23 protein-coding genes are annotated in these 26992 nt (G+C 42.7%); 10 read left to right on the top strand and 13 right to left on the bottom strand.

Annotated elements, in window-relative coordinates; genetic code table 11:
• The first annotated feature begins 24 nt into the window (after nucleotides 1-24).
• The gene (locus tag ACMXYU_RS03750) at nucleotides 25-2859 is read left to right on the top strand and encodes an insulinase family protein (protein WP_415900266.1); all 2835 of its coding nucleotides are present in this window, start codon (nucleotides 25-27) and stop codon (nucleotides 2857-2859) included.
• Between the two features lie 29 nt (nucleotides 2860-2888).
• Here ACMXYU_RS03750 and ACMXYU_RS03745 read toward each other — a convergent pair whose 3' ends face one another.
• Both ACMXYU_RS03745 and sbcB read right to left on the bottom strand, forming a co-directional pair.
• Nucleotides 2889-3392 carry a hypothetical protein gene (locus ACMXYU_RS03745; RefSeq protein ID WP_415900265.1) on the bottom strand — a complete coding sequence of 168 codons (504 nt, stop codon included), beginning with the start codon at nucleotides 3390-3392 and terminating at the stop codon, nucleotides 2889-2891.
• On the bottom strand, nucleotides 3382-4848 hold the full coding sequence (gene sbcB / locus ACMXYU_RS03740; RefSeq protein WP_415900264.1) for an exodeoxyribonuclease I: 1467 nt from the start codon (nucleotides 4846-4848) through the stop codon (nucleotides 3382-3384). Before sbcB ends, ACMXYU_RS03745 begins: the two co-directional genes overlap by 11 nt.
• A 125-nt stretch (nucleotides 4849-4973) precedes the next feature.
• Between sbcB and ACMXYU_RS03735 the strand changes: the two genes are divergently transcribed.
• The gene (locus tag ACMXYU_RS03735; protein ID WP_415887140.1) at nucleotides 4974-5399 is read left to right on the top strand and encodes a YchJ family protein; all 426 of its coding nucleotides are present in this window, start codon (nucleotides 4974-4976) and stop codon (nucleotides 5397-5399) included.
• A 290-nt stretch (nucleotides 5400-5689) separates the two neighbouring features.
• A complete protein-coding gene (locus ACMXYU_RS03730) occupies nucleotides 5690-8524 on the top strand; it encodes a DUF349 domain-containing protein (protein ID WP_415900263.1) in 2835 nt (944 codons plus the stop codon).
• Nucleotides 8525-8585: 61 nt separating this feature from the next.
• On the opposite strand, the gene phbB is transcribed toward ACMXYU_RS03730, so the two are convergent.
• From phbB to ACMXYU_RS03700, 6 genes are all read right to left on the bottom strand, one after another.
• Nucleotides 8586-9335 (bottom strand): acetoacetyl-CoA reductase, encoded by a 750-nt coding sequence (phbB, locus tag ACMXYU_RS03725; RefSeq protein WP_415900261.1) that lies wholly within the window; start codon nucleotides 9333-9335, stop codon nucleotides 8586-8588.
• Nucleotides 9336-9846: 511 nt separating this feature from the next.
• Entirely contained in the window at nucleotides 9847-10959 is a 1113-nt protein-coding gene (locus ACMXYU_RS03720) for an ABC transporter ATP-binding protein (protein WP_415900260.1), read from the bottom strand.
• Nucleotides 10960-10962: 3 nt separating this feature from the next.
• Entirely contained in the window at nucleotides 10963-12612 is a 1650-nt protein-coding gene (locus ACMXYU_RS03715; RefSeq protein ID WP_415900258.1) for an ABC transporter permease, read from the bottom strand.
• A 109-nt stretch (nucleotides 12613-12721) separates the two neighbouring features.
• Nucleotides 12722-13774 carry a Fe(3+) ABC transporter substrate-binding protein gene (locus tag ACMXYU_RS03710; protein WP_415900256.1) on the bottom strand — a complete coding sequence of 351 codons (1053 nt, stop codon included), beginning with the start codon at nucleotides 13772-13774 and terminating at the stop codon, nucleotides 12722-12724.
• An 89-nt stretch (nucleotides 13775-13863) separates the two neighbouring features.
• Nucleotides 13864-14838 carry a sterol desaturase family protein gene (locus ACMXYU_RS03705; protein ID WP_415900254.1) on the bottom strand — a complete coding sequence of 325 codons (975 nt, stop codon included), beginning with the start codon at nucleotides 14836-14838 and terminating at the stop codon, nucleotides 13864-13866.
• 69 nt (nucleotides 14839-14907) lie between these two features.
• Nucleotides 14908-16305: a DUF4856 domain-containing protein gene (locus tag ACMXYU_RS03700; protein ID WP_415887132.1), complete on the bottom strand. Its 1398-nt coding sequence runs from the start codon at nucleotides 16303-16305 to the stop codon at nucleotides 14908-14910.
• 195 nt (nucleotides 16306-16500) lie between these two features.
• On the opposite strand from ACMXYU_RS03700, the gene ACMXYU_RS03695 reads away from it, so the two are divergent.
• Entirely contained in the window at nucleotides 16501-17208 is a 708-nt protein-coding gene (locus ACMXYU_RS03695; protein ID WP_415900253.1) for a 16S rRNA (uracil(1498)-N(3))-methyltransferase, read from the top strand.
• Here ACMXYU_RS03695 and ampD read toward each other — a convergent pair.
• Nucleotides 17194-17754 (bottom strand): 1,6-anhydro-N-acetylmuramyl-L-alanine amidase AmpD, encoded by a 561-nt coding sequence (ampD, locus tag ACMXYU_RS03690; RefSeq protein WP_415900251.1) that lies wholly within the window; start codon nucleotides 17752-17754, stop codon nucleotides 17194-17196. The two genes, ACMXYU_RS03695 and ampD, sit on opposite strands and share 15 nt — an antisense overlap.
• A 101-nt stretch (nucleotides 17755-17855) precedes the next feature.
• Here ampD and nadC point away from each other — a divergent pair, with 101 nt between their 5' ends.
• The gene (gene nadC / locus ACMXYU_RS03685) at nucleotides 17856-18701 is read left to right on the top strand and encodes a carboxylating nicotinate-nucleotide diphosphorylase (protein WP_415900249.1); all 846 of its coding nucleotides are present in this window, start codon (nucleotides 17856-17858) and stop codon (nucleotides 18699-18701) included.
• A gap of 84 nt (nucleotides 18702-18785) precedes the next feature.
• Here the strand turns inward: nadC and ACMXYU_RS03680 are convergent, their stop codons facing one another.
• Nucleotides 18786-19127, bottom strand: coding sequence for a hypothetical protein (locus ACMXYU_RS03680; protein WP_415900247.1), 342 nt, complete (start codon nucleotides 19125-19127; stop codon nucleotides 18786-18788).
• A gap of 72 nt (nucleotides 19128-19199) precedes the next feature.
• On the bottom strand, nucleotides 19200-19625 hold the full coding sequence (locus ACMXYU_RS03675; RefSeq protein WP_415900246.1) for a pilin: 426 nt from the start codon (nucleotides 19623-19625) through the stop codon (nucleotides 19200-19202).
• A 248-nt stretch (nucleotides 19626-19873) separates the two neighbouring features.
• Here ACMXYU_RS03675 and pilB point away from each other — a divergent pair, with 248 nt between their 5' ends.
• The 5 genes from pilB (at nucleotide 19874) to ACMXYU_RS03650 (ending at nucleotide 24771) form a co-directional block, all read left to right on the top strand.
• Complete coding sequence (gene pilB, locus ACMXYU_RS03670; protein WP_415900244.1) at nucleotides 19874-21589, top strand: type IV-A pilus assembly ATPase PilB; 1716 nt, start codon at nucleotides 19874-19876, stop codon at nucleotides 21587-21589.
• 16 nt (nucleotides 21590-21605) lie between these two features.
• Nucleotides 21606-22826 carry a type II secretion system F family protein gene (locus ACMXYU_RS03665; RefSeq protein ID WP_415900242.1) on the top strand — a complete coding sequence of 407 codons (1221 nt, stop codon included), beginning with the start codon at nucleotides 21606-21608 and terminating at the stop codon, nucleotides 22824-22826.
• Nucleotides 22827-22995: 169 nt separating this feature from the next.
• Nucleotides 22996-23916 carry a prepilin peptidase gene (locus tag ACMXYU_RS03660; protein WP_415900240.1) on the top strand — a complete coding sequence of 307 codons (921 nt, stop codon included), beginning with the start codon at nucleotides 22996-22998 and terminating at the stop codon, nucleotides 23914-23916.
• 3 nt (nucleotides 23917-23919) lie between these two features.
• Nucleotides 23920-24519, top strand: coding sequence for a dephospho-CoA kinase (gene coaE, locus ACMXYU_RS03655; protein ID WP_415900238.1), 600 nt, complete (start codon nucleotides 23920-23922; stop codon nucleotides 24517-24519).
• 24 nt (nucleotides 24520-24543) lie between these two features.
• Complete coding sequence (locus ACMXYU_RS03650) at nucleotides 24544-24771, top strand: DNA gyrase inhibitor YacG (RefSeq protein ID WP_415883654.1); 228 nt, start codon at nucleotides 24544-24546, stop codon at nucleotides 24769-24771.
• Here the strand turns inward: ACMXYU_RS03650 and ACMXYU_RS03645 are convergent.
• Together ACMXYU_RS03645 and argJ are read right to left on the bottom strand one after the other, a co-directional pair.
• Entirely contained in the window at nucleotides 24749-25708 is a 960-nt protein-coding gene (locus tag ACMXYU_RS03645) for a Nudix family hydrolase (RefSeq protein ID WP_415900237.1), read from the bottom strand. The genes ACMXYU_RS03650 and ACMXYU_RS03645 overlap by 23 nt on opposite strands.
• Nucleotides 25708-26928: a bifunctional glutamate N-acetyltransferase/amino-acid acetyltransferase ArgJ gene (argJ, locus tag ACMXYU_RS03640; protein WP_415900235.1), complete on the bottom strand. Its 1221-nt coding sequence runs from the start codon at nucleotides 26926-26928 to the stop codon at nucleotides 25708-25710. Before argJ ends, ACMXYU_RS03645 begins: the two co-directional genes overlap by 1 nt.
• Nucleotides 26929-26992 lie beyond the last annotated feature (64 nt).

The following is a 26992-nucleotide window of genomic DNA, read 5'->3' as shown; positions in this document are numbered from 1 at the left end:
TTTTACGATTTAAGGCTTATTTTTATGCTAACTCTTTCCATGCCACGGCTAGTTGTTTTTGCTGGTCTATTGTCTGCGGTTTTATCCACATCAGTATTCGCAGACGTCGAAAAAAGTCCCAACGATCCAAATGTGTATCGCAGCCTAACCTTAGATAATCAGCTGCGCGTTTTATTGATCTCGAATCCTAAAAGTGACAAAGCGGCTGCCTCTATGAATGTAGCGGTGGGCTCTAGCGCTAACCCTAAAGATCGCGCAGGTCTAGCTCATTATCTTGAACACATGCTGTTCCTAGGCACCGACAAATACCCAGCAGCGGATGAATATCAGAGCTTCATACGTTCTCATGGTGGCGGACATAATGCTTATACATCGATGGAAAACACCAACTACTTCTTTGATGTCGCCGCTGATAATTTAGAACCCGCTTTAGATCGCTTTGCCCAGTTCTTTATTGCACCGCTATTTGATGAAAAATACGTAGATCGCGAGCGCCATGCTGTTCACTCGGAATATCAATCAAAGATTAAAGATGATTACCGCCGTAGCTATGCCGTAACAAAATCTTTAATGAACCAACAAAATAGCCACAACTGGTTTGCAGTGGGTAGTTTAGAAACTCTAGCCAATACTCCCGAGCGCCCAATTCGTAAAGAGTTAATCGAATTTTATCAGCGCTATTATTCTGCCAACCTGATGGCACTTGCCGTGCAAGGTAGAGAACCACTAGACCAATTAGAGCAGATGGTAAGAGAGAAATTCAGTGCGGTTAAAAACTACGATTCTAAAGCGTTTGAAACCAAAACCTCTCTATTTAATCCGAAGCAACTACCGCAGTTGGTTAAGATCAAAAGCGTAAAAGATATCCGCTCACTTACGCTAACCTTCCCTACTGCTGAAACTCGCAGTCATTGGGAAAGCAAGCCGCTGTATTACATCAGCAACCTGATTGGCTATGAAGGCAAAGGCAGCTTACTTTCTCTACTGAAAGAGAAAGGCTTGGCAACGTCCCTTTCTGCTTCACAAGGTCATGATTTGGATAACCAAGCTAGCTTTATGGTCAGCATGCGCCTAACCGAACAAGGCCTAGAGCAGTACCAGCAAGTTATCCAAATGGTATTCCAGTATGTTGAATTGCTAAAACAGAGCGGAATTCAAAAAGCGCTATTTGATGAAGAGAAACAACTGAGCAACATCCGTTTCACCTTTCAGGAGCAATCAGAACCCATCCACATGGTGAGCGGTTTGACACGACAGATGCAATTTTTCCCAACGGAGAAAGTCATCTCAGCGAACTATACCTTTAATGAGTTTAAGCCTGAGCTGATTAAGCAATATCTGGATCAGATCAAGCCAGAGAATATGCTGGTGACCATTAAAGCGCGTAATGTTAAAGGCAACCAAACAGAACCTGACTACAACGTACCTTTTGAAGTTTCTCAGTTTAATGCGGAAACCTTGAAAAGCTTCGCCGTTAAAGCAATTGATCCGAAATTAACGGTTCGCAGCACTAACCCATTTATTGCTCAGGACCTAGATCTTCTAGCAGCAGAAACTAAACAAGCGCCTTATCTGCTGCAAGATAAACAAGGTTTCGAACATTGGCATTTAACCGATGTCAGCTTTAATGTGCCGAAAGCAAATGCCTATTTCACACTGCAAACCCCATTTGCCAATACCAGCGCTAAAAACTGGGTGATGAACAGCCTTTTTACTGAGATGCTGCAAGAGCAACTCAATGAAACACTCTACGATGCTTATCTAGCTGGTCTAGGCACGAATATTTACCCACATATGAAGGGCTTTACGGTTCGCTTATCTGGTTATAACGACAAGCTAGATCTACTAACAAAAGATGTGGTTTCTGCGATTAATAAACCGGACCTACCAAAAGAGCGTTTTGAGATCCTTAAGCAGAAGTATCTAGATAACTTAGCAAACCAGCTAAATGATAAACCGTACAATCAAACGACGAGCCGTCTGTATGAATTGCTTCTACCTCAATGGAGCAATGCAGAGGAACGTCGTGAAGCAGAAAAACTGACTGTTAGAGATCTTGCCGCTTATGCTGCTAAATTGCAGGAAACGCCGGATATTAAACTACTCACACATGGCAATTTAAGCGCAGCAGACGCCGAAACTATCGCTTCACAGATCAAAGATAACCTATGGCAATCCGGTGCTAAAGAAGTCGCGCCAGTCCAGGTAGTTCAAGTGCCCCGCCAGCAGCTACTCACAGATAAGTTAGTGATTGATCATGATGATTCAGCGATCTCTGTTTTGCTACAAGGCGATAACAACAGCAATAAAGAGAAAGCTGAATTCTCTGTATTGAGCGAAATTTTATCCGCACCTTTCTATAATCAGCTACGTACCGAAAAACAATTAGGTTACATCGTCTTCGGTACACCTCTGCAGATGCACAAAACACCGGGTATTGCATTTATTGTGCAATCCCCTGTGGCAGACGGCAAAACTCTGGTAAAAGAGATTGATCAGTTCTTAATGCAATCGAGCAATTTGATCTCGCAATTAAACCAGGAAGAGCTGAACAAATTTAAACGCAGTGTGATTTCAAGAATTACTAAGCAGGATAAAAAGCTATCCAGTCGTACCAAGCGGTTCTGGCGAGAGCTAGATTGGGGTGAAACAGAGTTTGATACCCGCAAAAAGCTTGCGGAAGCTGTAGAGAAAGTAACCTTAGACGATCTATCCAAACGCTACGCTGGTTTGTTTGATCGCCGTTTAACGGTCTTAAGCACAGGTAAGAAGTTTGAACGCCCTGCAACCGAGCCGACACAATTAACTCGATTATTTAAGCAACGTAGAGATCAGGGCGCTTTCACTCCTGATAACTGATGGTCCCTCTCGCTAAGAAAATCGCACGATTATTGGTCTGGATTAATAATCGTGCGTTTTTTAGCTTTTTCTTGCTCTAATTCCAACTGTTTTTGCTTTTGCGCTTCTATCGGTCGGAAATAAACAGAATCTTTTACTTCAGGCTCAACCAGCTCTTCACAGCCCTGTCCTAAGATAAGGCATCGCGCTTTCTTCTCATCCTTACCTATCTGGACAAAGATCTTGTCCTCACCTTTTAATGGTGGCTTTTTCGGTTTGCCTACCGGTACTTCATTTACCACTGGTGGAACATAAGGAATCACCACAGGTTCAGGCAGATTGCTGGGCAGATCTTTAGGTTGAACCTCGTTCATCCGTTCTTTATCAAAAGTGCCTCTTCGCCAATCCTTATAGGCTGTTTCACCATCTACTGTTCCGTAGTAATAGCCTTTAGGTGAGGTGATATCGTATTCGATAGGCAGTTCGACCTCTTCCTCCGCATAGGTAGCGCAAGAAAAAAGTAAAAGACCGAGAACAGCCGATCTAGTAAGCATCGTCAAAAGCATCTTCCATAGGATAAATAGCCTCAGCGTATACAGCTAATTCTTCCAAAATGTGGCGTTTATTATCATCCATTTCCGGCTGACCATAGAGTTCATTCAAACGTTGGAAGAATGTATCCATAGTCAAATGACCGCCTTCGCCATTTAACAATTTACGACGACGATAATCTTCCCATTGCATCTGTTCTTCCTGAGTTAACACGGAACTGCAATTACGCGCTTTATAGCGGAGCAACATCTCTTCGAGCCTAGGATCTTGAAAAGGCAGATCCAGTTCAGCTAACTCCATCGGACCCGTTTGGCGAATTTGATCCATGGATTTACGATCTGACGGCGTAAAGAAACCGCCACTGTATAGCATCATATCCGGATCGCTTTCCGCCTCAAAAGGGCTCTCACTATAGATATCGGCAATTTTCTGCGACAGACCAGTAAAACTTCGTAGCATCTGCAAATGCGTTCGACACACATCCCCATCAATCTGCAAACGGGCCGCTTCCTCAGTATTCAACATGCCGGCAGGCGCTATGATAGGGCACTTATTGATATGCACCTGTTTCAAAGCGATTTTTGGATCCGCTTCGGTAAGCTCTGAATGCTTGGTATATAGTAAACGTCTCAACTCTTCGACCGGCAATTGCATCAGCGGTTCTGGATTTACACGGAGATCCCACACTAACACCCCATTTTTATTCACAGGGTGAGTCGCCAAGGGTGCCACAATAGCAGCATTGCCATGTTCAACTGGGTAGCGTGAAGAAACATGCAACACAGGCTTATGATTTTGCGGGTCTAGAAGGTTTTGAATGGATTGCTTACTGCGGTTATTTAGCACGTAATTAAATAACTTAGGCTGCTTATCCCGAACCAGTTTTGCCATCTCTATGGTGGCATATACATCTGACAAAGCATCATGGGCATGACCATGGTCGATACCATTAGCGACCGTTAAATCTTCTAGTCTTAAACTTGGTGAGCCATCTTCATATTTAGGCCAAGTAATCCCTTCAGGACGTAGGGATCGAGTCAATCGCAACATATCGATAATATCCCAACGGGAACAACCGTTTTGCCACTCTCGGGAATAGGGATCAAAGAAGTTACGATACAAACCGTATCGCGTTACTTCATCATCAAAACGAATGCTGTTGTAGCCCACACCACAAGTGCCAGGACGAGCAAGCTGCTCATGAATCTGTGCAAAGAAATCCGCTTCACACACACCCTCTTCTATCGCTTTTTGCGGTGTAATCCCTGTAATCAAACACGCTTCTGGATGAGGGAGTTGGTCCTCACTTGGTTTGCAATAAAACATCACCGGCTCTTCGATGATGTTTAGCTGATCATCGGTACGAATACCGGCAAACTGGACCGGCCAATCGCGTTTAGGATCTGCGCCAAATGTTTCATAGTCATGCCAAAAAAATGTTAGAGGCGCATTAGCCATAAATTATCCTTGCCAAAAGGGTAAATCTGATAGATATAATGTGGTTATTAGCTATATATTTTAAAAGAATAGCCAATAGAACGCTCTGTATTTCAGATTAACATTTCAATGTTAAGGGTTCACCCATGTCTCATAATCAGGATGTAATGAACAAAGTTTGTCCCTGTGGTTCCAACAAACCTTTTGATTACTGCTGCAAACCAATCGTACAAGGGCAAAAACCTGCACCAACAGCGGAAGCATTGATGCGGTCCCGCTACACAGCCTTCGCGCTGGGTGCTATCGATTATCTAATCAATACCACTGCGCCAGAAAATCGCGGCGAAGATGATGCCGAAATTTTAGCCGACCAAGTCAAATACACTAACTGGACAGGTCTAACAATTTTGGACACAAACCAAGGAAATCGATCTGACGAAACCGGAATGGTTGAGTTCGAAGCCAATTTCGAAACAGATGATCAAAGTGGTACTTTGTATGAAAAATCGAACTTCCGCAAAGATGATGGATTCTGGTTCTACGTCGACGGTGATGTAGAGGTTAGGACCTAGTAAGAAGACAATTTTTCATCTTTCATAAGGGCTCGGTAAGCAACATTTGCTTTTTTTATCCGTGCCCTTTCCCAAAGACCTTCTATTTCTTGGGCTTAGCAACAAACCCTAACTCTGTAATAGTCTGAGTTTGCCTTTGCTTTTGTCACAGTCTCTCAAAAAAACTCTCTTTGCTGGCACATTATCTTAATGTCAACGCTGTCAGAATCCTAATTCTCAGGTAGAATATTGGCCCTTAAAGGTAGCGCGTTCCATCATATATACGCGTAGCCGTAGAAGTACAGGTCACTATGCTAGCAAGATTTTTAAAGCCAAATTGGCAACATGCCAAGCCCGAAAAGCGGATCAAAGCGATTGCAAAGCTTCGCGAAACTGATGCCGATGCACAAACTATCCTATCGCAGCTAGCACTGAAGGATGAAGATGAAACAGTACGCTTAAGTGCTACTGAAAAGCTCTCCGACCTTAATTTATTAGTCCAGATCAGCCAGAACGACAGTTCTAGCAATATCCAACAATTAGCTCTACACCGAATTAGCCAGATTCTTCTCAGCCAAGAAGATACGCCGCTTCAGGAAGAAAAAAGCACTGCGCTAGCCTACATTACTGATGGCGATTTACTGACTCACATTGCACTGAATAGCCAAGACGAACAGCTTCGAGAGCAAGCTGTCATTCAAGTTACTGACGATCATGATCTTGTCCTTATAGCAGAGAAAAGCCAACGAGCTAGTTTACGCGTCTTAGCGGCCGGACAGATCAACAATGAAGAGATTCTTGAGCAGCTCCAAAAGGCAGCTCGTAATAAAGATAAAGGCGTCGTTAAAGTCACGAAAGAAAAGCTTCAAATCATTCGTGAACAACAGAAGCAAGAACAAGTTCAACAAGAAGCGATCCAGAAGCAATTAGCGGCTATTCAACAACTCGCTACAGCTGAATTCTTCCCGCTGTATTCTGCAAAGATGACTGCAATTGAGGCGGACTGGGAAAAACTTCGCGCATCAACGAATGAAGAACAACAAGAGTTTTTCCAAGAAAAGCTAGAACGTTGTTCTGAAACAATCCGGAAGCATGATGCAGAACAACAGGCTGAGCAAGAGAAAGCTGCTCAGCTAGAGCAGCAAAAAGCGCAAAGCCACGCTATTTACTCTGAGCTTTGCATTCTAAAAGAACAAAGCACCGCACTACCTGCAGATCATCAACAGTTAAAATCCTTCCAGTCTCGATTGGAATCGCTTTGTACTGATTGGACAGCTATTAAGCAATACAGCAGCAAAGATGAGCAGGCTAGCTTCGATAAAATCACCGCTCAATTAAAGAACCTATTGGTTTCTTACTTTCATCTGCTTGAAGCTGAAGAAAAAATTATAGCTCTGTGCGCTGTATTGAATGGCTCATCTGAGATTGGGCCATTAAACAAAGCCGCGCAAGAAGCCACACAGCTGGTAAACAAATTTAGCTGGCCTAAATTACAAGAGAAGCCTGCTACACTAGTGCAGCTAGAAGAAGGTTTAGCTAAAGCAAAGTTGCGTCTAGACGCAGATAATAATCATGCGCTACAGCTGCAAAAAGAGCTTAGCGATGTCTTAGATGGACTAAAATCTGCAATTTCGTCCGGCGAAATTCGCTCAGCAGATAAGCAAATTAAAAAAGCAGAACAGCTAAGCAAACGCTTAAATGGCAATCTAACGCCAGAGCTTGAACAGCGCATTAAAGCACTTGGAGCCGAACTCCAAGAGATTAGGGATTGGCAAGCTTATGCAGTTGCACCGAAAAAAGAATCCCTATGTGAAGAGATGGAAGCACTTAGCCAATCCAACCTAGCAGTACAAGATTTAGCGACCCAAGTTCGTAGAATCCAGAAAGAGTGGAAACTACTTGATGCGACCGATTCTGTTCATTCGCAACAGCTTTGGAAGCGTTTCAAGAAGGCCTCTGACACTGCATATGCGCCTTGTGACCAACACTTTGCTCAACAGAGAGATATTCGTAAGAGCAATTTAGAAAAACGCCAGCAAATCTTAGAAGAGCTAAAAAACTTACAAGCGCCCCAAGAAGAGACTGTCGAAAGCTGGAAAGATTATAGTCATCAGATCCATCAAGCGAAAACAGAATGGCGCAATTACTCTCCTGTTGATCGTGCTCCAGGTAAAAAGCTACAAGTTCAGTTTGATCAATTATTAAAAGAACTGGATGCTCCGCTAAAAGAGATTCGACAAGCGAACGCCAAAGAAAAGCAAAGCTTAATTGCCGAAACAGAGCAACTTCTGCAAGCAACAAATCTTCATGATGCAACAGAGCAAGTTAAAGAGCTGCAAAAGGCTTGGAAACTAATTGGCCCTGCTCCACGTAATCAGGAACGAAAGCTTTGGAACCAGTTCAGAGAGAACTGCAGTCAAATTTTTGAAATGTATTTCGCTGATAAATCATCATCGAAAGAAGGCAGCTCTCCGTCACAAAACAGTAATGCTTTAGAAAAGCAGTGCACTGAACTTGAACAACTGATTGAAACCGGTGCCAGCCTCAACCATCTACAAGAGTTGCTTGGCTCAATGCAACAGCATCTTCCGGTAGAGGACGAAACGCTATCTGAGCGTATCGAGAAAGCGATTAACTATGTGCAGCGCCAAAAGCACGAGTTAAAACAATTTGAGTCTGAGCCATATCTGACGATTCAGCGTAAAGCAGAGATTTGTGAACAGCTTGAACATGCAATTTTGGATGAAACGACAAGCGACTGCTTAGACTCACTACGAGAAGCTTGGGAACACGAACCTGCATCACCTTCTGATACATCAGATATTGATCAGCGCTTTGCTGTTCTGCTATCTCTGATCTCTAATCCAGATCAAATGGATGAGATGATCAATACCCAAGAGCAACGTTTGCGTCATCTGTGCATTCGCTTGGAGATCGCAACTTCTCAGCCTTCACCACCGGAAGACCAAGCACTGCGCATGGAATATCAGATGGAGCGTTTACAGCAGGCATTAGCTGAACAAAAGCAGGGCTTTAATCTCAGTGAGATCAAACAGCTCGAACAAGAATGGCTAGGCATACCTTTTGCCGCTCATTTCGAAGAGTTCAATGAACGCTTTGAAGAAAGATTGCAGCAATTACTGTAAAAAGCTTAGTAACAAAAAAAACCGCTAAAAAGCGGTTTTTTTATATATAAGCTATTCAGTTTTATGACATGTGCAAGCCGCCATTCACCGACATATCCGCACCCGTGATATAACCAGAATGCTCGCCACACAAGAAATTACACATGTGACCAATCTCTTCAGGCGTACCAAAACGACCCACAGGGATACCAGCGCAAATCTGATCTTGAATCTCTTGAGCGATCTTCGCCACCATTGCAGTTTTAATATAACCAGGCGAAACCGTATTTACCGTCACACCTTTACGTGCAACCTCTTGAGCCAAGGCTTTAGTGAAACCATGAATACCTGCTTTTGCTGCAGAGTAGTTACACTGACCAAACTGACCTTTCTGAGCGTTTACGGAAGAGATATTGATGATACGGCCCCAACCGCTATCAATCATGCCGTTGATAACTAAACGGGTCATATGGAACATAGAATCAAGGTTTGCTGTTAATACCTCATCCCACTGCTCCCAGCTCATCTTTTTAAACTGGCCATCGCGAGTGATACCAGCATTGTTGATAAGAATATCAATTGAGCCGCCAGTCAGCTCTTCTACTGTAGCGATACATTGTGCACAAGACTCAGCGTCCGTTACATCGCCGTAAGCCACGTCGATTTCATAACCTGCTGCTTTTTGCTCTTCTTGCCAAGCTTGAGCTTTTGAATGATCTCCACCGCTGTTATAACCAGCAACTACTCTGAAACCACCATCAACCAATTCACGGCAAATCGACGTACCTAAGCCACCTGTTCCACCTGTTACTAGGGCAATTTTCTGACCCATGTTACATCCCCTTTTTACGCATTTGTGCTTTGTAGTAATTATTTATGGTCCATCATTTCCAAGTTAAGAATACCCACCAGCTTGAGGCTTTGAATAAGGTATTTCATAAGTTGGTTATATATCGATCATAATCCGATCTCTTCAACGATAATAATATGACTTTGGTTGAAGAGTAATAAGGATAATCCAATACTATTAAATAAAAGTGACAAACCAGCACATCTAAGGAAGCTGACGCAACGCAACAATTATATTTGCGATTGAATCTATAAAGACAAGAGGGATGTATAGAACAACAAACACCAGGAATCAGAAAACCAAAATAAAACCTTACTTTTCAGTAGGTTAAAAAGACAGGTTATATTTTAAACAAGATTTTATTTATAGGTAAGAAAAGCCATTAAACTATCTATGCTTTACCGCATCGCAACAACTATTAGCATAGTGAAGCAGCTAACAGTTTTAACGATTTAGAACGACCTAAACAGAAAGTTTAAGGGTAAACGCGTATTCAAGAGCCCGCAGCCGGTACAACATCTGACTCTTGTATCTCGCAAATTCCTGATTCAGGATCGCAAATCGGAAGGACAACAAGGTGATCAAATTCAATTTTTAACCCGATACGCTCACCTACATCATGGTCATGATGACACGCGGTGATACAAGGTACGATTTCGCCATTATCCAATTGAACTTGGTAAAGGTAGTGCGAGCCTCTAAACCATTTGCTGACGATGAGCCCCGTTATATCACTGTTTTCTTGATGCTGAATATCATCTGGTCGAATTAACAACTCAACTTCAGTCCCTGGCGCATAGACTAACTTTTCGTCCCCGACTAAAACGCCTAATGATGTCTCAACCGAATAAGCATCGTTGATACGTGCCTTAAGAAATTCGCCCAAACCGATAAAGTCAGCTACAAAGCGAGTTTTTGGTTCGTGATAGATATTAAAAGCCGTGCCCCACTGTTGAATAACACCTTGTTGCATTACGGCTATTTTATCCGCCATTGCAAAGGCTTCCATCTGATCATGAGTTACCAAAATAGCACTCATCTCTTCTTTCTTGAGGATATCTCGGATCTCAGGCACTAGTGTTTCACGTAGGTTAGCATCTAAGCCAGAAAACGGCTCATCTAACAATAGCAAGTCTGGCTTTGGCGCCATCGCACGTGCAAGCGCGATTCGTTGTTGCTGACCACCCGATAAGGAATGAGGATAACGTTCCTCTACACCAGGTAAGCCGACAAGCTCAAGCAGCTCTGAAATACGGGTATTCTTATCAGCTTTGCTCCAATTTTTGATTCCAAACGCAATATTATCCGCGATACTCAAATGCGGGAACAATGCAATATCTTGGAAAACCATACCTATATTGCGCTGCTCTGTAGGCATGCAAAATTGCGAAGTGGATAACTGCTGCCCCAACATGGAAATCTCGCCAGATTTAACCGGCTCAAAACCTGCAATCGATCTTAGCAGTGTAGATTTACCACAGCCACTCGGTCCCAAGAGACAACCAATTTCACCCCTTTCTAATCCCAATGAAACATTATGCACAACCTCAACATCACTATAGGCTAAGGTCACATCATCAATTAAAAGGTGTTTTGCTTGGCTCATAACTTAGTTTCCTGCACGCCCTTTAGATATTGAGCGGCTTAGTAAAATCACCGGTAATAGACCTACTGCCACTATGAGAAGTGACGCTGGCGCTGCATCTATCAACCTTTCATCTGACGCTAACTCAAACGCTCTAACGGCTAGCGTGTTGAAGTTGAAGGGCCTCAATATAAGAGTCGCTGGTAGCTCTTTTAAAACATCGACAAAAACAATGAGAAGCGCAGTTAATACAGAACTACGCATCAAAGGCACATGTACTTGTTTCAATACTTGTAAAGGCGTACAGCCTAAAGTGCGCGCAGCGCCATCTAGACTCGGTTTTATCTTTCCTAAGCCACTCTGAATCGCGCCCAGTGAGACGGCTAAGAAGCGAACAGTATAAGCAAATAATAGCGCGACAATCGTCCCCGAGAGGACCAACCCTAAATCAATATCGAACCAATTCTTGGCAGCCGCGATTAGTTGGTGATCCATCCACGCAAATGGGATGATAACCCCTATAGCGATAATCGTTCCTGGTAGAGCATAGCCCATACCTGCGGTCGCAATAGAGAAACGCACACCTTTACTTGGCGTTAAGCGACCAGCATAAGCTAGCAATAGCGCAAAGCCTACAGCAATCAAGGCAGCTAAAAATGCTAAATAGAAAGAGTTCCAAGCTAACTCGACAAAATCGCCATCCGATAAATCTGCCTGTGTAAAACTCCAATATCCAAGCAAGACTGCCGGAATCAGAAAACCAAATAGAACTGGAAATAAACATACAACAAAAGCAAAAAATGCCTTTCCACCTTTCAGCTCGATTAACTTTGCCTTCGCTTTATATTCTGCTGAAGAGTGGTACCGCGCTTTACGGCGAGAATATTTTTCAACCAACACTAAGAGTGCTACAAATCCGAGTAGAAAAGCTGCCAACTGTGCAGCAGCAGCGGAGTCACCAAAACCATAAAAGGTACGGAAAATACCTGTAGTAAAGGTACTAACACCAAAATACTGTACGGTGCCGTAATCAGCCAATGTCTCCATCAACGCCAAAGTTAACCCCGCAATGATTGCAGGGCGCGCTAAAGGTAAGGCTAATTTAAACAACCCCTGCCACTGGTTATAGCCGAGTGTTCTGCTGACTTCTAAAGTGCTGGAGGATTGCTCGAGAAAGGCTGCTCGGCTTAAAAGATAGACATACGGATACAACACTAAAGCCAACATCACTATCGCTCCGCCTAAAGAGCGAACTTCGAAAAACCAATACTCGCCGTAACCAAGTCCAGTGATATCTCTGATTAGAGTTTGCACTGGACCAGCATAATCCAATAAGCCTGTATAAGTGTAAGCAATGATATAAGCAGGGACCGCTAAAGGCAGTAGTAAAGCCCACGCAAACAATTTACGCCCAGGGAATTCGCATACGCTTGTGAGCCAAGCGGTTGGGATACCTAAAAGAAGAACACCAAACCCCACACCGAGCATGAGTAGTAATGAATTACTGACGTAATCAGCTAAGACCGTGTTGTATAGGTGAGAGAAAACATCTGCAGAGCCGTTAAAAACAAATCCAACGATCACAGCAATCGGCATTAACAACAGAAAGGTCACGACGAAAGAACTTGTCGCAAGCCAATTTTGTCCAAACTGTTTGAATTTAACTGCAGGCATTCTTTTTAAAGGCTCTGAAAAAACAGAAAACGCCTGTAAGACTTCTCTACAGGCGCTTAGGTCAAGCTATTCTATCACTTAATAAACAATTACTTGATAGTAAAATAGATCACTTCCAACCTGCGCGATCCATTAATTCAACTGCGCTACGGTTATTTTCACCCAGCTTGCTCAACACAATATCGTCAGCAGTAAACGCACCCAACCCAGCCAACGTATCAGAAACCTTAGCAGTCGTTACTACAGGATATTCGTTATTCACCTCTGCATACCAAGCTTGGGACTGATCAGAGGCCATAAATTCCATTAGCTTCACAGCATTTTCAACATTACGAGCATGCTTAGTAACACCTGCACCACTGACGTTCATGTGAACACCGCGGTCAGCTTGGTTTGGCCAAAACGCTGCTAATTTAGCTCCAACTGCTTTCTTTTCAGCATTTTCGCTATTCAACAAACGACCAAAATAGTAAGTGTTTGCTAACGCGATATCACATACGCCTGCGGCAGCCGCTTTTAGCTGATCAGTATCACCACCTGAAGGCGGCTTAGCGAAGTTTTTCACTAAACCTTTAGCCCAAGCTTCAGTTTTCTCTACGCCGATAGCATCGATCATAGAAGCAACTAAGGATTGGTTATAAATATTATTGGAAGAACGAACACAGATGCGCCCTTTCCATTTTGGATCAGCAAGATCTTCATAAGTGGACAACTCTGAAGGATCGACTTTACCTTTTACGTAAAAGATCGTTCTTGCACGCTGTGACATGCCATACCAATAGCCATCAGCATCTTTGAGGCTTGGCGGAATAACTTTATTTAGAGTGTCGCTTCCAGAAACCTGAAGAACGCCTGCACTTTTAGCGCGGTGCAAACGACCTGCATCAACAGTCACAAACAGGTCAGCAGGACTTGCTTTACCTTCTACCTCAAGGCGCTTTAACAGCGCATCAGCTTTACCTGTAACAAGGTTTACATTGATACCTGTTTCGTCGGTAAAACGATCTAGAAGCGGTTTAATCAAGGCTTCTTTACGTGCCGAATAAACATTTACAACACCTGCTTCTTGAGCAAAAGCAGATGTAGGCAATAAAGCGGATACAGTGACAGCAGCAACAGCACCAACAGAGGAAACAATCTTAGCTAAAGCATTTATCTTCATTAAAAACCTCAACACTCAACAATACAAAACGTGTCTTAAAGTAAGAATAGAATCATAAACGATAACCGTTATCATTGATATATATCTATTCAATTATCATTTGCTACTTTTGGCTTCGATATCGGCCTTAAACGACTTAACAGTGATTTAAACGGCTGAAAATAAAGATAGAGAACATTTTGCTCATTCGCCTCTACTTTTCTAGAAATACCAAACTCTAATTTCTGATCTCGTTCAGAATGAACCAGAGTACCTGTCCAACGATCCCAAACCGCCAAGATAACCCCATAGTTTTTATCAAAATGCTTAGGCAAGGTTGAATGATGGATCTGATGCTGCGCAGGCGAGATCAACCATCGCTCTACTCCGCCCCAATAACCGATCGCTATCTGGGAATGACGCAAATTGGATCCCAGCACATTAAATAGAAAGGTCGTTACAACCACACCGTAAAACATAAATAGATCAACACGATCACCGAACAGGAATGTAAATACTGCGATTAAAAAACCTTGAACAAATATCGATCGAAACGCAAACAGAATGCCTTCAACCGGATGGGTGCGAAATACAGTGATGGGTGTTAAGACCCGGGCGGAGTGGTGGACTTTATGAAACTCCCACAAAAACGGTACTTCATGCAGAAGCTTGTGTACAAAAAAACGGGAGAAGTCATTCAGGATAAAGTAACTGAATGTGAATAGTGCAGTTATAGTCCATAGTGGCCAGTCATTACCAACTGATTGATAACCCCACCACTCATGAAATTTAAAAAACAGCCATTCGAAAACAACCGCATGTGTTAACAGCAAAGGCGCTATAAATAAAAAAGAGAACTTGTTGATCAGAAAAATAAGGTAATCAGCTTTCGCTGATTGCGACCACCAAACCTTGGCGCTAAAGATAATCGAAATCGCTTTAGCAAAAGAGACTCGTTTAGTTTGAACCAACCAAACGACAGCAATAACAAGAGCTGCTAACAAGTAGCCCCAATAGACGCGTTTTTTACTATTGGTAAAGTCCGCTAGCACTGAATTATAGAATTCAGAAAAGATCTCGAGCATAGCCCCCTCAAATACAAAAAAACCAGCCCTGTTAGCAAGGCTGGCTTTTATCAATTGCTCTGTAGCGACTTAGTCGTTTTCTACGTAACCGCCAGAACCCAGTTTGTCAGCTAGAGCGCCCATGTCACCAAGAACATCTTTGTTACGCGCTTTAACGCCAAACTGATCAACCATCAACTGCTGAACTTTAAGCATGTGTAGCATGTACTGCTTCATGTCGCCAGAAGACGCTTGGATGTAGTTACCTTTGTCGTCTAGACCAACAACTTGCGTATTACCCAGCAATACAGGGCTGAAACCGATCAAACGGTTAAGTTTAACAGCCGTTTCACCAAGGTTTTTATTACCTGTTTGAAGTGCTAGTGCGAAACCTTTCAACTCACCCCAGTGCTTAGCGTAAGCACGGAATGCAGGAGCAACATCGCCGTTAGTTTCAACTAGCTTGTTGATCTCTTTAAGGTCTTTGTAAGTAGAGCCTGCGTATTTGAATACAGCTTCTGCGATAACCATTTCCCAGTTATCAGCGATAGTCGCAGCGTGAGCTTTAAGCTCTGTACGCTGCTTATCAGTTAGTGCTTCACCTTTAGCATCTGTGATCAGCTGACGACCATCAACGAAAGCTTGCATGATATTGTGCAGGTAAGTTGTTTTACCGCCCTTATCGAAGCCAGCTGCGTAATATGCGTGAGCGTAAGTCATCTCATTGTAAAGAGATACTTTACCGTCTTTGTTGAAGTCAGCTTTAGCAAGCGCACCTTCTTTCTGCTTAGCGATGTTGTAAACATCTTCTGCTGTCAGGTTAAGCGTATTCGCTGGTGCACCGAAGTAACCAAAACCTTCGTCCCAAGCGTGCTCTTTACCTGTGTAATGCTTACCTTCTTTGTAAGGCTTGTTGTTTGGTTTTTTGTCAGCATCTAGCTTTTCATCTAGGTAGTTATCTACAGCCTGATTGTAGAATACTGCACCCATTGCGAATTTAGAGATAAGCTGACGGTAGTCGTAACCTGTTAGAGGGTCATAACCTTTGTCAGAAGCTGCTGCTTTCTCGATCATGAAAGTAATTACTTCAGGACCTGTCATGTTACCAGGCCAGCCTGGTACAGCACCTTTAAACGTTTTACCGGATAGGTTTTTGCCTTTAGAAATCTCGTCTACAGAAGTCTCTGCAACTACGAAGCCGCCCTTAGTTGCTGGAGAAAGGATCTCACGACCAGCATCTTTACCTTCGTAGTAAGCAAGCATTTTTGCTTTAAGCTCAGCGTTTGGCTGACCGTTACCTTGGCCTGCCAATTTTTTCAAAGAAGTGTGAAGAACCTGACGTGCAGCCTGACCCGTGTAGGCAACAGAATTAGTAGCATCACCTTTGTAACCTTTTAGAGTTACAGGGAAATTGTCGTAATTTTGAGCCGCATTAGCACCTAGTGCAGTAACCATAGCAACACTAGCAACAAGAACTTTAAGCTTCACAGAAACCCCCTTCATGGATTCACAGAATATTGATCGCTTATACAAGATGGCGCAAAGATATCACACGCCAAAAGATAACGCTACAGATAAACATTCTCATTTAGATAAACATCTATTTTTTTGATTAGAGTTAAAATTAGCCTTAAATGCCCTAGACCAGTACACTTTAGCCTCTTCTATCTACCTGATAATTCCATGAACCTAATACTAATTAATACAGCTGACTTTGTAGCAAGCGATACTGCAGTTTTAACAGATCATCGTTTTGAACATATTCGCACCGTGCATAAACCTGAGATTGGAGCCCTACTCAATGTAGGCCTACTCAATGGAGCTATTGGTAAGGGAGAAGTGTTAGAACTCAATGACAACTGTGCAACGCTAAAAATATCACTAGAAAAACAACCTCCAGCCGCGTTACCTCTAACCCTAATATTGGCCTTACCCAGACCTAAAATGCTGAAACGGATACTACAAACTGTCTCAGCCATGGGCGTAAAAGAGCTTTATCTGATTAATTCCTATCGAGTAGATAAGAGCTATTGGAGCACGCCAATACTTAATCAAGTAGAAGAGCAGTTAAAGCTTGGCCTGGAACAAGCTGGCGATACGATTATGCCGAGCGTTCATTTACGCAAACGTTTCAAGCCTTTTGTAGAAGATGAACTTCCAGAGATCGCGAAAAATACACGCTCTTTAATTGCTCATCCCTATAATGCCAATAGGTGCCTAGAACCAGAAGCAATCCCCACAACCCTAGCGATTGGCCCTGAGGGCGGCTTTATTGAATACGAAGTAGATAAACTCAATCAATGCGGATTCAAATCAATCCATATTGGTGAGCGCATCTTAAGAGTTGAAAATGCAGTCCCAGTTTTGTTAGCTAAACTATTCCCTGTTTAATTCAGCCAATAGTTTGCGATATTTTTGCCAGTCAAATGATGGACCAGGGTCGGTTTTACGCTCTGGGGCTATATCAGAATGCCCAACGATTCTATCCAGTTCTATTTTTGGATAGATATCGCGTAACTGCTGGGTAAGGGTAGCTAAAGCGTTGTACTGATCATCCGAATAAGGATCTATATCCGTTCCTTCTAACTCTATGCCTATCGAAAAATCATTACAATTTTCTCTACCTTCAAAGATAGATACCCCAGCATGCCAAGCTCTACAGCCGGTTGGCACAAATTGGACAATATGACCACTACGCTCAATTAGAAAATGGGCCGAGACCTTTAACTCTTTTATCTCTTCAAAAAAGGGATCGATACTAGGATCTAATTTATTCTGAAAAAATTGCTGAATGTAGCCACCACCAAACTTACCCGGAGGCAAACTAATGTTGTGGATAACCAACAACGAAATATCTTTAGAGTCTGGGCGCTCATTAAAATTCGGCGAAGGCACAACCTCTACTTCTTTGTGCCAGTTTTGACATGCAATATTCATTTATCCCCTACCCGCTCTAGATCTATTTCGATAGAATCTGCATATTATCAGAGGCCCATTTGTAAAAGCCAAGCCTCACACATTTTCAATCAGGACCGACTATGTTGACCCGCGCAGAAATTCAGCACCTTATCCCAGACGCCGTTCGTTACGCTTTACAGGAAGATATAGGCAGTGGCGATATTACCGCACAACTGATTCCTGCTGAACAAACCGCAACGGCTCGAATCATCAGCCGGCAAGAGGCTGTTGTTTGCGGTATCGATTGGGTAAATGAAGTTTTTCGCCAAGTAGACCCTGAACTAGAGCTAGACTGGCAAGTTGATGATGGTGACATCGTTCAACGCGACCAAGTACTTTTCTGGGCGAAAGGTTCTGCTAGAAACCTTTTAACAGCAGAGCGCGCGGCTTTAAACTTTCTACAAACGCTTTCAGGCACAGCTACTGTGAGTAAGTTCTATGCGGACAAAGTAGCTGGCACAACGGTAAAACTGCTTGATACTCGCAAAACTCTTCCAGGCCTTCGCTTTGCCCAGAAATATGCCGTTACCTGTGGTGGCTGCTACAACCACCGCATTGGCTTATTCGATGCTTTCTTGATTAAAGAGAACCATATTATGGCCTGTGGTGGTATCGACGCCGCAATTGCCACAGCTAAATCAAATGAGCCTGGCAAACCTGTCGAAGTTGAAGTGGAAACGATGGAAGAACTTCATCAAGCGCTAGAAGCCGGTGCGGACATTATTATGCTGGATAACTTCTCTCTAGAAGCGATGAGGGATTCAGTTAAGCTAACTCGCGGTATTGCCAAGCTTGAAGCCTCTGGCGGCATTACTGACGAAACCTTACGCCCTATCGCAGAAACTGGCGTAGATTATATTTCTATCGGCGCGCTGACTAAGCACTGCCAAGCAGTAGATCTATCTATGCGCCTAATTGAAGATTAATGCCCAGATTACATTATTCTTGAGTGACAAAAGGCTGCACATATGCAGCCTTTTTCATTTTAAATAACACTTAAAATTTATCGTTTACTGACAGCTATCTGCGGCTAGCTGATCCCAATCATCTTCTTTCTGAATCTTGACCACATCATAGATCTCTACAATGGCAGTCGTCACACCTTTGGCTTTAATGATTTCACAAGCTTTAGCTGCTGCATGGTGAGGATTAACAGTGTCTGGGACAATACCAACAGCCATTACGGAATCATCATGCCACCAAACAGGACGTGCAGGAAATTCTGGCTGTTCGAGAATAGCGTTTTCTGCTGCGCTTTTAATTTGTGGGGTGAGCCTTTCAGTTGTATTAGCGATATACCAAGTCACACCAACACACGCCGCGATTAGAATAATTATTATATTTCGTTTCATTTCTATGTTTAGGTTCTTTAAAAACAAAAAAAAGAGGGTAACACCCTCTTTTTTTAAAAGATACGACTAACCTTAACGAGCTGGGCAACGGGCATCTTGGATACCAGTACAAGTAATTGCCCAAGTAACATTACCGCTAGTAGCCGTTGGTGTTAGGATTACTACGTCGGCAGCGTTGTCGTCAGTATCCATCTGCGTAGCAAGAGTATTGTTAATCGCACTAGAAACCAACGTCACGTTAACTGTACCAACATGGGAACCTTCCATAGTAGCATCCCAACCAGTGATAGATGCAGAAGACGTAGGAAGTGCAGCATTTACGTGGTAATACTCCTCAACAGCCACTTTGTTACCACCAGACAATGCAACAACTTCAGATAGTTTTGAGCGAAGCGTATAATCTTGGTATGCAGGCAATGCGATTGCAGCCAAAATACCAATAATCGCAACCACGATCATTAATTCAATTAAGGTAAAACCTTGTTGTACTTTTTTCATTTTTTTTCTCCAGCGAATAAAAATCCTTGGTATCACCAAGTCCTTTGATTGTAGCGCATTTTTCAAAACACGCCAGTGACCTATCCGATTTTATTTCATAATACTTATATAGCGCATTTTCAAACTGCTATGCAAATGCTATTTTAAGTGGGTAGCACTGTAACAAAAATAGATCTGAGCTATTTATCACTGATTCGTTAGTTTTAGTAATCAAAATTGGTGTCATGGAATGAGACGGGAGTCACACTTTGCAACCTAGCCAACCATTAAGTGGACTAGCAAAACGACTGGTTAATGAAGGTGTATGTTCAGCTGAAGTTGCAGCAGAGGCTTCTCTTCAATCAAGAGAAAAGCAGCAAACCTTTATCTCATATGTCATTGAACAACGCCTTGTAAGTGCATATAGAGCCGCCGCAGCAGCATCTGAAGAATTTGGTATTCCTTTATTGGATTTGGATGCACTAGACCTAACCAATTTGCCCCAAGGCCTAATTAACGATTCTCTTATTTCGAAACATCACGCTCTGCCTTTACAGAAACGTGATAACCGCCTATTCGTTGCTATATCCGACCCCACAAATATACAAGCATTAGATGAGTTTAAGTTTCAATGCGGTATCACAACTGAAGCTATCATTGTTGAAGAAGACAAACTTACACGGGCTATAGAAACATTTTTAGAAGGGCAAGATTCTGCTTTAGATGAATTAGAAGATAGTGATCTAGATAATCTAGAAATTTCAGACGGATCTGCTCCAGAGCCTGAAGAGCAAGATTCCGAAGAAGACGCTACAAAAGATGCACCTATCGTGCGTTTTATTAACAAAATCCTTTTAGATTCCATTAAAAATGGTGCATCCGATATTCATTTCGAGCCTTATGAAAAAAGCTATCGAATTCGCTCTAGGATTGACGGTATCCTTCAAGAGGTAGCCAAACCCCCTTCCAACCTAGCAGCGAGGCTATCTGCTCGGTTAAAAGTAATGTCGCAAATGGATATTTCTGAAAGGCGTGTGCCCCAAGACGGCCGCATTAAAATGAAGATATCTAAAAAACGCGCCATAGATTTTCGTGTAAATACTCTTCCCACTCTATGGGGTGAAAAAATTGTACTTCGTATACTAGACCCTAGCAGTGCAAAAATGGGAGTCGAAGCTCTGGGCTTTGCAGATTTCCAGAAAGATCTTTATTTAACAACCCTTCATCGCCCACAAGGCATGGTATTAGTAACAGGTCCAACAGGAAGTGGTAAAACCGTAAGTCTTTATACAGGCTTAAATATTCTCAACACTGAAGAACGGAACATATCTACTGCAGAAGACCCTGTTGAGATCAACTTGGAAGGGATAAACCAAGTACATGTAAATGCCAAAGTTGGTTTAAATTTTGCTGAAGCTCTTCGTGCATTCCTTCGCCAAGACCCTGACGTAGTAATGGTTGGTGAAATTCGAGACCTTGAAACGGCCGAAATAGCTATTAAAGCAGCCCAGACAGGACACATGGTATTATCCACGCTACATACAAATAGCGCTCCAGAAACACTCACTCGTTTACGAAATATGGGGGTTCCTGCATTTAATATAGCCACATCGGTTAGTCTCATCATAGCTCAACGATTAGGTAGGCGTTTATGTGAAAGCTGCAAAAAACCGACTTCTCTTCCTGAAGTCACACTAATAGAAGAAGGCTTTAGCAATGAAGAACTTGATAATCTAACTCTCTTTGAAGCTAATCATGATGGCTGTAGCAAGTGCAATCGCGGCTATAAAGGTCGAGTAGGCATTTATGAAATGCTTCCTATGACGCCAGAAATTGCTGAAGTTATTATGGAGAATGGCAACTCACTAGATATACTAAGAGTAGCTGAAACACAGAATTTCCAGAGCCTGAGACGCTCTGGTTTGAAAAAAGTCGCGGAAGGAATCACCAGTCTTGAAGAAATGAACCGAGTCATCAAGACCTGATAACGGGAATTAATTTATGGCTAAAAATGCCAAGTTATATACTTTCACCTGGCAAGGGAAAGATAAAAGCGGTAACAAAAGCAAAGGCAAGATAGATGCAAGCAGCGCAGTTCAAGCTAAAGCACAACTTCGCACTCAAGGAATCTTAACTTCTAAAATATCCAAAGAGCAATCTGCCGGCTTATTTAGCGCAAAAAACAAGCCTATAAAGCCTGTAGACATTGCTTTCTTTACCCGTCAAATGGCTACGATGATGCGTTCGGGCGTTCCATTACTCCAAGGACTAGAAATTACTGCTGGAGGTATAGAAAAACAAAAACTAAAAGATATTGTTTATGAAATTAAAAATGACGTAAACAGCGGAACAGATTTCTCAACCTCATTGACTCGGCACCCTGAACATTTTGATGATTTGTACTGCAACTTAGTGAATGCTGGCGAGCAATCGGGCGCATTAGATGCAATGCTAGACCGAATAGCAACTTATAAAGAAAAGCTAGAATCACTTAAGGCAAAAATAAAGAAAGCATTAACTTACCCAACAGCTGTAATAATTGTTGGCCTAATTGTTTCAGCTATCCTCCTTGTAAAAGTCGTACCTCAATTTGAAGATGTGTTCAAAGGTTTTGGCGCAGACCTCCCAGCCTTTACTAAATTCGTGATTAATTTATCTGAAGTTGCACAAGAATGGTGGTGGATCACTTTCCTTATTGTTGCTGTCATAGGCTTTTCATTCCAAAAAGCAAAACAAAAATCTCAGAGATTTAGAGACGGAACTGACAAAGCGATGCTAAAAATACCTATCATTGGTGAAATATTACACAATGCATCTATTGCTCGTTTCGCACGAACGCTTGCTACAACTTTTGCAGCAGGAGTTCCTTTAGTCAACGCTCTAGAGTCTGCCGCCGGCGCTTCAGGTAACGCTCTATATAGGGATGCAATTTTACAAATTAAAAATGGCGTATCTACAGGGCAATCCCTTCAAAACGCAGTAACCATGACAGGTATATTTCCCAATATGGTTATTCAGATGATTGCAATCGGGGAAGAAGCCGGCTCACTTGAGATGATGTTAGAAAAGATTGCTGATTTTTATGAAGAGCTAGTGGATAACGCTGTAGATAACTTATCTAGCTTACTAGAACCTCTTATTATGGCTGTTCTTGGAGTTTTAGTTGGCGGACTCGTTATAGCCATGTATCTTCCGATATTCCAATTAGGCAACGTTGTTTAGCACAACATCCAAGTTTTGGTTTATTCTTAATTTCCTAATAGAAGGGTGAATAACCCATATATGAAGTGCTGATTACAATAAATTATGAAAAACTCTTTGATGGTTTCATTTTTATCCTAGTAAATTTAATTGAAGTTACTCCTCCTACGCAAATTTCAAGTTTAAAACTATGATTCCAATTATTAATGACCCCGCGCTGGCTATCGCTTGCGCGTTTTTGTTTTCTCTTTGTGTCGGTAGTTTTTTAAACGTAGTCATACATCGTTTACCTATTATGATGACTCGAGAATGGGAGAAAGAAATTTTTTGCTACCTGAAGGAACAGGAAGCTAAGCAACAGCAGGAAGAGCAGGAAGAGCAGGAAGAGCAGGAAGAGCAGGAAGAGCAGGAAGAGCAGGAAGAAATCTATAATCTTTCCGTTCCCGCATCTACCTGCCCCAAATGCGCACACAGAATCAGATGGTATGAAAACATACCGGTTATTAGCTGGATATTCCTTGGCGCTAGATGCTCTTCATGCGGGTTACCGATACCTTTCAGATACCCTTTTGTAGAATTATTTACAGCTATTTGCTCCGCTTATGCAGTTTACGTTTTTGGCTTTAACCTGATTGGATTAAGCGTAGTAGTACTTACATGGGTACTGGTATGCCTGATTTTTATAGATATTGATCATCAACTACTTCCCGACCGTTTAACTCTACCTTTGCTATGGCTGGGTTTATTCGTCAACAGTTTTGGCCTTTTCAGTTCACTAGAACACGCTGTCTATGGTGCAATGGCAGGTTACCTAAGCTTATGGTCAATCTACTGGGCATTTAAACTGCTAACAGGCAAAGAAGGTATGGGATACGGAGATTTCAAACTACTCGCAGCCCTTGGAGCCTGGGCTGGAGTCTATCAATTGCCACTAATTATTCTATTAAGCTCATTAGTCGGTGCGATAATTGGTATAGCTATGATGCTGTTTAAAAACCATTCACCTCAAAACCCTATTCCATTTGGCCCATATCTCTCAATTGCAGGATGGATAGCACTGATCTGGGGCGACACTCTGACAACACTCTACCTTCAACTAATAAGAATCTAATCTATGTACATTGTTGGCATCACAGGTGGCATCGGCTCAGGAAAAAACGCTGTAACTGATCGTTTACAAGACCTCGGAATCACTATTGTTGATGCTGATATTGTTGCACGAGAAGTGGTCGCAAAAGGCGAACCTGCACTAGACAAAATCGCTGAGCACTTTGGCAGTCACATTGTCACTGAAAGTGGTGAATTAAATCGTAAAGATTTGCGCGAAATAATCTTCAGAGATAAAACAGCCAAAACCTGGTTAGAGCAACTATTACACCCGATTATTCGCCAAAGTATCAAACAGCAATTACACGATGCCACAAGCAGCTATGCTGTACTGTCTTCCCCACTATTATTAGAAACAGACCAGCACGAATTAGTTCAGACAGTAATCGTTGTAGATGCGGCCGAAGAGTTACAATTAGCTCGAACTGTTAAGCGCGATAGCGCTAGCAAAGAACAGATCAAAGCAATTATGGCCGCCCAGTTGCCCCGCCAAGAAAGACTAAAAAAAGCAGATATTATCATCGATAACAATGCTGATTTAGAAAGCTTGGAAAATCAGGTTATCAAGCTACACACAGAGCTTAGTGAAGCTACACACAGAGCTTAGTGAAGCTACAAAAGAGAAAAAGAAATGAGTAGTCCAAAAATAAAATGCCCAACCTGTTCCAAAGAGCAAGCTTGGGACAGCAGCAACCCTTTTAGACCCTTCTGTAGTGAACGTTGCAAAATGATTGATTTAGGCGCTTGGGCAAGCGAAGAATATTCAATACCTGAATCAAAAGCTGCTAGCGATTTTAGTAGCGGTGAAACGGAAGAACAGATTGATAAAGATCAGCCTATCCCTCCGACCATGCACTAATTGCCGCAATACCTTGCGCACCATTCTCCACAGCGAGAACTAAATCGCTTTTATCCATGCCACCCAACGCAAAAACAGGCACCAAGCTAGACTTAGCTAATTCGGAAAAATCCTTCCAACCTAATGGCTCTACCTCAGGGTGCGATTGCGTATGCTGTACTGGTGACAGCATTATGTAATCGACCCCTTTAGCTATCGCTTCGGACAGTTCATCAGCATTATGACAAGACGCACCCAGCCAACGCCCAGTGAACTCGTCTCTATGATTCAACTTTTCCAGATTACTCACTGAAAGATGAACTGCATCAAGAGCCAACTTATTCGCAATGTCTACCGTAGTGTTTACCGTAAAGAAAACATTTCTTACAGAGGCCGCATCTATTTGAGCATTGATGAAATCAATTGTTTTATCCAATGCTACTGAATCAGCCTCAAACAGCGGAGCTCGAAGGACAACACCTTCAGCTCCAGCCTTTATTGCTCGCATAATAGATACTTCAAGCTGTTGAAGATCTGAAAGATACGGCGTTATAGCAAGTGATTTCGGTAAAAGGCAGGCATCCAAGATCGGTTTATTTGCAGCAGGGAACTCATAGCCATCCAACTCATCAAGCTTCACCCAACGTACTGGCTGCCCTTCCTTACCCCAAGGCTCTCCCTCAAATTCAGTAATACTATAAACATCGAGTAAAACTGATTTATCAGGATAATGATAAGGAACCTCTATCAGCTTTTCTGCTTGGGTAAGTCTGATCCCCAGCTCTTCATCAAGCTCACGGCTTAAAGCATCAAGCACAGCTTCCCCTGACTCAACCTTACCACCAGGGAACTCCCACAAGCCGCCCTGGTGTTTATCATCAGGGCGTTTCGCAATCAGCAACTCACGCTTACTATTCCAGATAGCAGCCGCTGCGACATGAACAACCTTATTAGCCATTAGCTACGGTAATCCGCATTGATGCTGACATAGTCATGGGAAAGATCCGTAGTCCATACCGTCTCTGACACGTCACCACGATTAAGTACGACTCGAATTAGAATCTCTTCCTGGTCCATAACCGCCTGACCAGCTTCTTCAGTGTAAGTAGCGTCTTTTCCACCCTTACTAACGATACAAACATCGCCTAAATAGATCTCTAACGCATTAAGATCTAGATTTTCTATCTCGGCACGCCCAACTACCGCCAATACACGCCCCCAGTTTGGATCTGAAGCGAATAAAGCCGTTTTAACTAGAGGAGAGTGAGCAATATCAAAAGCCGTCTTCAAAGCTTCCTGCTGCGTCTTAGCTGACTCAACTTTTACTGTCACAAACTTAGTTGCACCCTCGCCATCACGTACAATCGCATGCGCCAAATCTTGCATAAGCTGTGTCAATTCAGTTTTGAATAAGGCTAGTAGGGAACGATCTTCCGGAGAAACTGACACACCTGATTTCCCAGTCGCAACCAACATACAAGAATCATTTGTAGATGTATCACTATCAACCGTAATACGGTTAAAGGAGCAATTGGCTGTATCAGTAAGTAGCACTTTCAATAAATCAGCATCAACTTGCGCATCTGTTGCCACATAGCCCAGCATTGTTGCCATATTTGGCTTAATCATGCCTGAGCCTTTTGATATACCAGTCAAAGTTACAACCTTGCCTTGGTACTCAAATTGACGGCTAGCGCCTTTGATTCGTGTATCAGTGGTTAAAATGCCTTCTGCAGCCTCATCCCAACCTGATTCCGATAGCACCTCTTTAGCTGCAGGCAAAGCTGAAACTAATTTTTCTACAGGCAACTTTTCACCGATAACACCAGTGGAAAAAGGAAGAACTGCCTCAACACCCGAATCGCAAAGCTTAGCGACCTCTTCACAGGTTGTAATAGCATCATTCCAACCTTCCTCACCAGTACCCGCATTAGCGTTGCCTGTATTAACGATAAAATATCGCGTTGCTGCAGCGTCTAAATGTTTTTTAGAAATCTGCACCGGCGCTGCGCAAAAAGCATTCAAAGTAAAAACGCCTGCGACAGTAGCTTCTTCACACAACTCCATCAGCACTACATCTTTTCGACCTGGAGTTTTAATACCTGCAGAAGCTGTTCCTAATTTAAACCCTGCAACTGGGTGCATTTTTTCTGGAAATGTAGCTGGCCCGACTGCCATTTTCTGTCTCCTAAGATGCAGAAAGCAGCTTAAAAGCTGCTTTCTGTGTTGACCAATAAACAGT

The organism is Neptuniibacter sp. QD48_11, from assembly GCF_047778095.1.
Lineage (GTDB): Bacteria > Pseudomonadota > Gammaproteobacteria > Pseudomonadales > Balneatricaceae > Neptuniibacter.
This window is presented reverse-complemented; position numbering and strand designations above follow the sequence as displayed.

What these genes read in the sequence shown, in the direction of transcription:
- coaE (WP_415900238.1), top strand. Translation starts at nt 23,920, where the DNA reads ATGTACATTGTTGGCATCACAGGTGGCATCGGCTCAGGAAAAAACGCT.
- sbcB (WP_415900264.1), bottom strand. Translation starts at nt 4,848, where the DNA reads ATGGCTAATGCGCCTCTAACATTTTTTTGGCATGACTATGAAACATTT.
- argJ (WP_415900235.1), bottom strand. Translation starts at nt 26,928, where the DNA reads ATGGCAGTCGGGCCAGCTACATTTCCAGAAAAAATGCACCCAGTTGCA.
- ACMXYU_RS03645 (WP_415900237.1), bottom strand. Translation starts at nt 25,708, where the DNA reads ATGGCTAATAAGGTTGTTCATGTCGCAGCGGCTGCTATCTGGAATAGT.
- ACMXYU_RS03715 (WP_415900258.1), bottom strand. Translation starts at nt 12,612, where the DNA reads ATGCCTGCAGTTAAATTCAAACAGTTTGGACAAAATTGGCTTGCGACA.
- ACMXYU_RS03675 (WP_415900246.1), bottom strand. Translation starts at nt 19,625, where the DNA reads ATGAAAAAAGTACAACAAGGTTTTACCTTAATTGAATTAATGATCGTG.
- ACMXYU_RS03720 (WP_415900260.1), bottom strand. Translation starts at nt 10,959, where the DNA reads ATGAGCCAAGCAAAACACCTTTTAATTGATGATGTGACCTTAGCCTAT.
- ACMXYU_RS03660 (WP_415900240.1), top strand. Translation starts at nt 22,996, where the DNA reads ATGATTCCAATTATTAATGACCCCGCGCTGGCTATCGCTTGCGCGTTT.
- ampD (WP_415900251.1), bottom strand. Translation starts at nt 17,754, where the DNA reads ATGAATATTGCATGTCAAAACTGGCACAAAGAAGTAGAGGTTGTGCCT.
- ACMXYU_RS03650 (WP_415883654.1), top strand. Translation starts at nt 24,544, where the DNA reads ATGAGTAGTCCAAAAATAAAATGCCCAACCTGTTCCAAAGAGCAAGCT.
- ACMXYU_RS03680 (WP_415900247.1), bottom strand. Translation starts at nt 19,127, where the DNA reads ATGAAACGAAATATAATAATTATTCTAATCGCGGCGTGTGTTGGTGTG.
- ACMXYU_RS03730 (WP_415900263.1), top strand. Translation starts at nt 5,690, where the DNA reads ATGCTAGCAAGATTTTTAAAGCCAAATTGGCAACATGCCAAGCCCGAA.
- ACMXYU_RS03750 (WP_415900266.1), top strand. Translation starts at nt 25, where the DNA reads ATGCTAACTCTTTCCATGCCACGGCTAGTTGTTTTTGCTGGTCTATTG.
- ACMXYU_RS03745 (WP_415900265.1), bottom strand. Translation starts at nt 3,392, where the DNA reads ATGCTTACTAGATCGGCTGTTCTCGGTCTTTTACTTTTTTCTTGCGCT.
- ACMXYU_RS03665 (WP_415900242.1), top strand. Translation starts at nt 21,606, where the DNA reads ATGGCTAAAAATGCCAAGTTATATACTTTCACCTGGCAAGGGAAAGAT.
- nadC (WP_415900249.1), top strand. Translation starts at nt 17,856, where the DNA reads ATGTTGACCCGCGCAGAAATTCAGCACCTTATCCCAGACGCCGTTCGT.
- phbB (WP_415900261.1), bottom strand. Translation starts at nt 9,335, where the DNA reads ATGGGTCAGAAAATTGCCCTAGTAACAGGTGGAACAGGTGGCTTAGGT.
- ACMXYU_RS03695 (WP_415900253.1), top strand. Translation starts at nt 16,501, where the DNA reads ATGAACCTAATACTAATTAATACAGCTGACTTTGTAGCAAGCGATACT.
- ACMXYU_RS03705 (WP_415900254.1), bottom strand. Translation starts at nt 14,838, where the DNA reads ATGCTCGAGATCTTTTCTGAATTCTATAATTCAGTGCTAGCGGACTTT.
- ACMXYU_RS03735 (WP_415887140.1), top strand. Translation starts at nt 4,974, where the DNA reads ATGTCTCATAATCAGGATGTAATGAACAAAGTTTGTCCCTGTGGTTCC.
- ACMXYU_RS03710 (WP_415900256.1), bottom strand. Translation starts at nt 13,774, where the DNA reads ATGAAGATAAATGCTTTAGCTAAGATTGTTTCCTCTGTTGGTGCTGTT.